Origin of the sequence: Methanosaeta sp. UBA458, from assembly GCF_002496085.1 — an archaeon.
In the GTDB taxonomy this organism is placed as follows: Archaea; Halobacteriota; Methanosarcinia; order Methanotrichales; family Methanotrichaceae; genus Methanothrix; species Methanothrix soehngenii.
On the sequence record NZ_DAIK01000172.1, the window covers coordinates 1 to 7,145 of the forward strand.

Consider the following 7,145-nt stretch of genomic DNA (forward strand, 5'->3'; position numbering starts at 1 on the left):
GCTACTGAAAGCTCCGGTCTTTCGGCCGGAGTAGTTTACCACATAAAGCAAGCCTCTCAGGCATCCACGTGATTCACGCAGATCCAGTGATAGTACCCATGAATCCCCGTGCCCGTGACCTCGTCGAACTCCTCCAGCTCGCAGCCGCAGATCTGGCAGACCTCGCCATCCGGAACCTCGATCTCAGCATCATTACATAGCACTGTTACCATAATCGGTCTCCATATCTGTCTGCCAGGGGCCATGAAGCTTTCGGGCCGCTCTATGTGTTCGGGGAACATTATTAACCTTAATCACCCTCAGCTCTTAAGCCCAGGGGCGGGGAGGTTGAAGAGCACCTCTCCCCCACCCGAGCCGATGGGCACGTAGAGCACATTGGGGTTGTTCTTGATCGCCTGCACGAACTCCCAGGATACCAGGGTTGGCGTTACCGATTCTCCCTTGATCCGGTTCGCCTCGGCTATGCCCTTGGCCTCGATCACCAGCCTCTCCGCTTCCTTCTCAGACTGCTGGATGGTAAACTGCATCTGCTGGGCCTGCTGCTGCTTTTGCTGCTTGGTGGTGATGGCCACCTGGAGCTCAGTCGGCAGGAAGATCCCCCTCAGCCAAACTCTCTCGATGATGATGCCGGTTCTATCTAGCTCCATCTTGAGCTGCTTTTCCACATCCGCCTGGATCTCAGTCGACTTATTGGTGTAAATGTCCTCGGCGGTGTACTTCTTGATCTCCGCTCGAAGCAGGCCCATGAAGGAAGGAGTCAACTTGGTGTCCACATAGTCTCCTCTTACCGATCTGAAGATGTCCGGAGCCTTGGCCGGATCAAGGTGCCACAGGACGCTGCTGTCCAGATTTATCTCCAGGCCCTCACGGGTCAACGTCCCGGTTACCTGCTTGTATTCTATCTGCTGGGTCTGGGTGTTCATCTGGTGGACGCTGGTGAGTGGATCTTTGAGGTTGAATCCCGGACTCAGGACAGTATCGGAGACCACCCCAAACCGGTCCTGCACCCCCACATGCCCGGCAGGGATTATGGCAATGAAGGATCCTCCCACTAAAACCAGCAGCAGCAATAAGATGATCGCAGTGGCAATGAAAGCTGTAACTCCAAGAGAGAAATGCGGCGGCTTAGGCATCCTCTCTTTTATTTTTTCCCGTAATATATCGCTATCTATTCCGCTCATCTACTCTACCTCATTTAAAGATTAGTCCCTCTTTATCCCTTATGCCATATCTCCATAGAACTTGAAGACCGTGTAGCCATTGCCCACCACCTTCATCTCCGAGACGCCAAAGAACTCTCTGTTCCAGCTGGTGGGCAGATATCTGGCCACCGCCAGAGCCACCCCACAGATGAACAGTATAATGAAAAAGAACAGCCTGCGCTCAATTAGCGAGAAGGCGCCTATTAAAAGACAGATCAGGGATATAACTGCCATTGTGTTTCCCAAAAATACATGCTTCAGCCCGCTGGTGGTCTGAATGGTGTTGTCGTCCACCCGCTCGGCTATGAGCATTATACTCTTCATGTTGATGGACATCGACTCTTCCAGCCGCTTATCTGTGCCCATCACATCAGAGGGATTCTCAAAATCAAACTGGGCACCATCGTCGGTCATAACCACCAGGGGAAGATCAAAGCTCCCCAGGAAGCTGCCGCTGGTATGCTTGCCATCGATTATGTACTCGTCCACCAGCTCCAGCGGCTTTATCCTTCTGACAAGAGCGACCTTTTCCGAGTCAGAAGGCACTTTCACAAGCCTTGACAGATTAACCAGATCGCTTGCCGCCTGGCTGGTGTCGAAGTTGCTCAGCCTGTTTATGGCATTCATGCCGTTCTTGAATACGAAGTCGTCGGCCACCTCCGGGAATATATTCCGCCCCGGCGTCTTGTAGCGGTTTTTAATTGCCTTCTTCAGTTCGGCCAGGCTTATCAGGAACGCCGGCCCCATAACCTCTATCTTATTCTCAGAGGTGATGACCTTTGGATTCAGAAGCTTCACCACCCTGGAAGAAGCCTTCCCGCCTATCTTCTCAGAAGCTAGATCATTGGAGAAAGAGTGCTTTATCGCCTCTAGCTCTCGGTCCAAGAGGCTGGAAATCTCCCTGATTTCGTTCATAGCTTGGCCGCTCCGGGCTGACCATCCAGGATCACCAGAGTGAAAGGACTCTGGCTAGAGATCGTCCCCGTCTGGCGGAATGTCCTCTCGTCCATCCTCACCACATCAGGATCCCTTCTTGGCAGCTCATCCAGAAGCCTGGCCGGGCGATCAATCTCCCGGGCCAGATCCGAGCGCTTCGGCCCGCTGACAGAGCACATCCCCTCCTTCAGATAGAGGACGCCCGGATCTCTTGCCGAAAAAAAGAGCATCTCGCAGGAATCCATGCTCACTTCCAGGTCTTCTGGGTTGTCGATGTTGCAGCAGGTCAGCTGTCTGGACTGGAAGGGCTCGCCAAATCCCGAGATTCTTATGGACAAGGGCTCAATTGAACTAGCGAGGAATGTCGCCTTTCTGGTCCGGAAATATCGAACGGGTGTGCAGGCGAACTCACAATCCAGGCATGACTGCAGCCGCCTTGCAGTCTCCGCGTCGATTCCCTCCAGGTTTGGCAATAGCCTCAATTCTTGCTGCGTATCTTGCTGCATATCTCTCACTTACCTAATTGGCGTTATTGATGTTAATAGCTTTCCTAATCCAGGGAGTAACCTGAACCCGCGGATATTCATGATCCGCCCCCCTTAAACTCGATGAGCTTCGATATCAATCTTCGATATCGATAATAGATAATAGGCTCCAATTAAGTTAGTTACAGTCAAAGCAGACCGTTTTGATCGGGAGACGTACTATTCCCTCTTTTCCGCCGCTTTGAGCAGACGGATGACATCCTCATCCTCAAGCTGTGCAAACTCCTCGTAATGCTCGGACACTGAACAGAAATCAGGGGGCACATCCAGGGCGACAAGCTCATCGGCTTCTCTTCTGATCCTCTCTGCTGCCTCCATCGACGAGACGGGAACGGCAACCACTATCCTCTTAGGATGCTGCTTTTTCAGCACCATAATGGCCAGGAGGACGGTAAGCCCGGTGGCCATGCCGTCGTCAACCACTATGGCCACCTTCCCTCCAGCCATCAGGGGCGGTCTGCCTTCAAGATAGGCTCTTCGCCGTCTGTTCGCCTCTTCCATCTCCTCTTCTGCCCGGACGCCGAGCCATACGGGATCCAGGCGGGAAGCGCCCAAGCTGTCGCATATCATCTCCCCATCCTCGGATATTGCGCAGACGGCGCATTCCCGGCTGCCTGGATAGCCGATCTTTCTGGTTATGATCAGATCCAGTGGAGCATCAAGGTGGCGGGCTACTTCATATCCCAGGACCACCCCACCTCTGGGAAGGGCATAGACCACCGAATCCTGGCCTATAAATCCGTCCAGGGACCCGGCCAGCACCTTTCCTGCCTGGGATCTATCCATAAAGAGCATAAAATATTGTCTGGCGGGAAAGAACTTATCTCTTTGGATTTGACCAATTCTCTTATGCTCATCTCAGAGGCCGAGTTCGGCTCCATCGTCAGCAGATACAAAAGCGTCCTGTACCTGTGCCACCGCAACGCCGACCCTGATGCCATAGGGAGCGCCTTTGCCCTGGCCGGGACCTTCGGTGGGACAGTGGGGGCGATAGACGACCTGAGCCGCACCGGAGAGGCTCTATCTGATATCATAGGAGCACATATACTGATCGACCCCTCAGAAGAGGGCTGGGATATGATTGTGGTGGTGGACACATCCGTCCAGTTGCAGCTGGGCAGAATCCAGCTTGCCAGATATGGACTCATAGATCACCACCAGGATGAAGGGCTGATCCGAGAGGCAGAATTCTATATCCAAAGGCCGGCCAAATCCACTGCGGAGATCGTCTGGAAGATCCTGAAGGACAATGGACGGCAGCCGAGCAGGGAGATGGCCCTGGGGTTAATGGCGGGGATTATCTCGGATACTGGACGGTTCAAGCGGGCCAGCGCGGAGTCATTTATGGCAGCCTCAGAGCTACTGGAAGCAGGAGGATTTGATTATGAAGAGGCATTGCAGACCCTATCCGTTGCCCCGGACATCTCTCAGAGGATAGCAGTCCTCAAGGCAGCCTCCCGGGCAAAGATCGAGCGCCAGGGAGAATGGCTGATAGCCGCCTCCAGGATCAACTCCTTCGAGGGCTCAGCGGCAGCAGCGCTGATAGATCTGGGGGCAGACGTGGCCTTTGTTGCCGGAAGGCATGGCGATCGGGTCAGGATCAGCGCCCGGTCCAGCCGCAAAGCAGCGAAAGCCGGCTTGAACCTCAACCAGATCCTGGGTGACATCGGCAGAGCCCATGGTGGTGACGGCGGAGGCCACAGTTCAGCAGCCTCCTTTGATGCCAGGGGCGATCCTGAAGCCCTACTGCAGGAATGCAGAAATAGGGTGGCAGAGTTGCTGCCCTGATATTTCTTTTCTAAGCCTTGCGCACTTTTAGAGCGTACTTTTTCAGGGCTTCAATTCCCGGCAGGGGCTCTCCCGATAGGTAGGTGATGCTCGCACCGCCGCCCATGCTCACATGAGAGAACTTGGACTCCAGCCCCAGCTGTTCGATGGCGGCCACGCTATGCCCTCCGCCGGCGATGGAGTAGTCCGACTCGGCTGAGGCCTTCAGGAGCTCAGATGTCCCCAATTTGAACTTCTCCTGCTCAAATATCCCTGCCGGCCCGTTCATGACTGTAACCCGAGCATCCTTTAGCTCTTTGGAATAATCGACTATGGTCTCCAGACCTATGTCCGCTATAGGCAGATCGTTGGAAAGGGCGGAGACTGCGACGTCGATCCTCTCTCCATTCTTATTCAGGGCCACATCCACCGGCATTGCGATCTTGTCCGGATACTCTGCCAGAAGCTTAGATGCAACCGGTATCTGCTCAAGATACTCCTGATCCTCTACGAACTTTCGATTGGCTTCACCAACATTGATTCCTGCTGCCATCAAGAAGACAGTAGCTACAACCCCGGAGGTCAGAATCTTGTCCGCTCCGCCGCGCCGCAGCACATTCTCTATCACCTTGATGGAGTCGTCCGCTTTGGTACCTCCTAAAGAGTAGATCGTGGGATGCTCATCGCCCTTCAGCCCTTTATCCAGAGCAGTGATCTCTTTGTCCATCAGAAGGCCGGCAATGCTGGGCAGAACCTCGGTGAATCCGACTACAGAACAATGAGAGCGATGGGAGACGGCAAAAGCGTCATTTATGAACAGATCGAATAGAGGAGCCAGCCTCTTCACCATATGGCTTTTGGCATGATCGGCAGGCGTGCGGTTCATGTTCTCTTCTGCATAAAAACGGGTGTTCTCCAGTAGAAGAACCTCCCCTGGCATTAGGGATCTTATGGCCTCTCGAGCATGAGAGCCGAAGATGTCATCGATATAGGCAACATCGCGTCGAAGGAGTCTGGTGGCAGAGCGGGCATGGGCTTCCATGGTGGTATAGTCCTTCTTTCCCGCCCTGCTCTGATGGGCCATGAGGACCACCCGGCAATCCTCCAGAGCGCGCAAAGTATCTAAATGGCTCTTGATCCGCTTGTCATCCAGGATATTTCCGCTCGGGTCCATGGGGGAGTTGAAGTCGACTCTAACCAGGACCCTTTTATTATCGAGTTTGACATCTTCCATCGTGAGATAATCCTTCAACTAAAGTTCCTCCCGGTGTGTTAGGGGTTATCGGAAGGAGTATAAAGTCGTTGCTGATTTGGGCGGAGTAGCTTTCAAAAAGGATTAAGATAGAGGATTGAGAGAGGCAACCACATGGTAGAAGGATCAGATCTCCCCGTGATTGAGGCCAGCGAGATCCTGGAGAGGATCGAACATGGGGAGCCAGTCATCTATGAGCACGTGGCAATAGCTGGCGATATTGACCTGTCAAGACTTGATCTGCCCTTCATTCATAATGAAAGGTCTGGGGATATGTCCACTCTAGCCCACGTCCTGGCCTCTCGCATCGAGATCAGGAACTCAGATTTTCTGGGGCGGATCAATTTCGTCAATTCTATATTCCGCGAGCCTCTTGACCTCAGCGGCTCGACCTTTCGCCAGGAGGCGAGCTTTAAATGGGCGACATTCGATGGCGGTGCCAGATTCGAGGGGGCCAGCTTCCTTAGATATGCGTCTTTCAGAGATGCAGCATTCTTAAAGGAAGCAAAATTCCAGGAGGCGAGCTTCTTTGCCATAGCCAACTTTGGCAGAGCTCTATTTTGTTGCCCTGCCAACTTCGTCTCTGCCAGCTTCAGCGAGCTGTGTGCCAACTTCCTGGAGGCCTCCTTTCGGAATGATGCGGACTGGAACCGGATCCAGGTTCTCTGGGACCGCCAACTTCAATTCAGCCTCATTTGGGGGATCGACGAGCTTCTGGAACTCGTATTTCAATGCCGAAGCCTCATTCCAGGGGGCGAAGTTCGCCGGTTATGCCAGCTTTCAGGGAGTCCTGCTCCTCGGAAACGCCGACCTTCGAGCTACCAGCTTTCAAGAGGACCTCAATATGGAGTTCGCCCAATTTCGGGGAAATGCGATCTTCATTGGCACATGCATATCAGGTGACGCGACCTTCTTTCGCACCAGGTTTGCCAATGTAAGCTTCAAGGATGCCACTTTAAATGGAATGGTTCAGTTCTCCGAGGCAATCTTCGGCCAGGCAGATTTCCAGGGGGCACAGTTCGGGGGCAAATCGTCCTGGCAGGGATCGCTATTTCAAGGGGATGCTGGCTTTGATGGCGCTCTATTCCTGGGCAGGACCAGCTTCCCTACTGCCACCTTTCTGGCAATGGTCAGTTTCACCTCAGCCCGCTTCCAGGAGGAGGCGTTCTTCGAGGGGACGGTATTCGCGAAGACGGCAGACTATTCCACAGCCATCTTCCAGAAAGGCATCTCTTTTGCCGGCGCCACCATTGATAAGATGCGCCTCTTAAAGGCGCAGATCAGCAGTCAAATATCCCTTCAAAACGCGGAGTTCAACCGTCTGGAAGCCAGATGGCCTGTTCTCTGCAATCATCTGAGATATGATGGCGAAACCTACCTCTCTTTGGCCAGGAACTACAGGAACCTGGAGTGGTTCGAGGATGCAGACGACTGCTATTACCA

Annotated in this window: 8 protein-coding genes and 1 pseudogene; 3 read left to right on the top strand and 6 right to left on the bottom strand. The window is 53.6% G+C overall.

Translation table 11 applies throughout. From position 1 onward, the window contains the following. Positions 1–56: 56 nt before the first annotated feature. The 5 genes from BP822_RS12650 to BP822_RS12670 all read right to left on the bottom strand — a co-directional run bounded on the left by BP822_RS12650 (position 57) and on the right by BP822_RS12670 (position 3,478). Positions 57–212 (bottom strand): hypothetical protein, encoded by a 156-nt coding sequence (locus BP822_RS12650; RefSeq protein ID WP_273278345.1) that lies wholly within the window; start codon positions 210–212, stop codon positions 57–59. Positions 213–299: 87 nt separating this feature from the next. Then, complete coding sequence (locus BP822_RS12655; protein WP_273270780.1) at positions 300–1,181, bottom strand: prohibitin family protein; 882 nt, start codon at positions 1,179–1,181, stop codon at positions 300–302. A 39-nt stretch (positions 1,182–1,220) separates the two neighbouring features. Continuing rightward, the gene (locus BP822_RS12660; protein ID WP_286878401.1) at positions 1,221–2,117 is read right to left on the bottom strand and encodes a hypothetical protein; all 897 of its coding nucleotides are present in this window, start codon (positions 2,115–2,117) and stop codon (positions 1,221–1,223) included. After that, the gene (locus BP822_RS12665; RefSeq protein ID WP_286878402.1) at positions 2,114–2,644 is read right to left on the bottom strand and encodes a hypothetical protein; all 531 of its coding nucleotides are present in this window, start codon (positions 2,642–2,644) and stop codon (positions 2,114–2,116) included. Before BP822_RS12665 ends, BP822_RS12660 begins: the two co-directional genes overlap by 4 nt. A gap of 198 nt (positions 2,645–2,842) precedes the next feature. Then, positions 2,843–3,478 (bottom strand): phosphoribosyltransferase, encoded by a 636-nt coding sequence (locus BP822_RS12670; protein WP_286878403.1) that lies wholly within the window; start codon positions 3,476–3,478, stop codon positions 2,843–2,845. Positions 3,479–3,532: 54 nt separating this feature from the next. Between BP822_RS12670 and BP822_RS12675 the strand changes: the two genes are divergently transcribed. Next, positions 3,533–4,471: a DHH family phosphoesterase gene (locus BP822_RS12675; RefSeq protein WP_286878404.1), complete on the top strand. Its 939-nt coding sequence runs from the start codon at positions 3,533–3,535 to the stop codon at positions 4,469–4,471. Between the two features lie 10 nt (positions 4,472–4,481). On the opposite strand, the gene BP822_RS12680 is transcribed toward BP822_RS12675, so the two are convergent. Next, positions 4,482–5,684, bottom strand: a complete 1,203-nt coding sequence (locus BP822_RS12680) for a phosphoglycerate kinase (protein WP_324578070.1) — start codon at positions 5,682–5,684, stop codon at positions 4,482–4,484. 291 nt (positions 5,685–5,975) lie between these two features. On the opposite strand from BP822_RS12680, the pseudogene BP822_RS12975 reads away from it, so the two are divergent. Both BP822_RS12975 and BP822_RS12690 read left to right on the top strand, forming a co-directional pair. Beyond that, positions 5,976–6,131, top strand: a pseudogene (locus tag BP822_RS12975) (hypothetical protein); the annotation flags it as partial. 205 nt (positions 6,132–6,336) lie between these two features. Further along, on the top strand, positions 6,337–7,145 hold an 809-nt coding region (locus tag BP822_RS12690; RefSeq protein ID WP_286878406.1), incomplete at its 3' end, for a pentapeptide repeat-containing protein.

What these genes read in the sequence shown, in the direction of transcription:
- BP822_RS12650 (WP_273278345.1), bottom strand. Translation starts at nt 212, where the DNA reads ATGGTAACAGTGCTATGTAATGATGCTGAGATCGAGGTTCCGGATGGC.
- BP822_RS12655 (WP_273270780.1), bottom strand. Translation starts at nt 1,181, where the DNA reads ATGAGCGGAATAGATAGCGATATATTACGGGAAAAAATAAAAGAGAGG.
- BP822_RS12660 (WP_286878401.1), bottom strand. Translation starts at nt 2,117, where the DNA reads ATGAACGAAATCAGGGAGATTTCCAGCCTCTTGGACCGAGAGCTAGAG.
- BP822_RS12665 (WP_286878402.1), bottom strand. Translation starts at nt 2,644, where the DNA reads ATGCAGCAAGATACGCAGCAAGAATTGAGGCTATTGCCAAACCTGGAG.
- BP822_RS12670 (WP_286878403.1), bottom strand. Translation starts at nt 3,478, where the DNA reads ATGCTCTTTATGGATAGATCCCAGGCAGGAAAGGTGCTGGCCGGGTCC.
- BP822_RS12675 (WP_286878404.1), top strand. Translation starts at nt 3,533, where the DNA reads ATGCTCATCTCAGAGGCCGAGTTCGGCTCCATCGTCAGCAGATACAAA.
- BP822_RS12680 (WP_324578070.1), bottom strand. Translation starts at nt 5,684, where the DNA reads ATGGAAGATGTCAAACTCGATAATAAAAGGGTCCTGGTTAGAGTCGAC.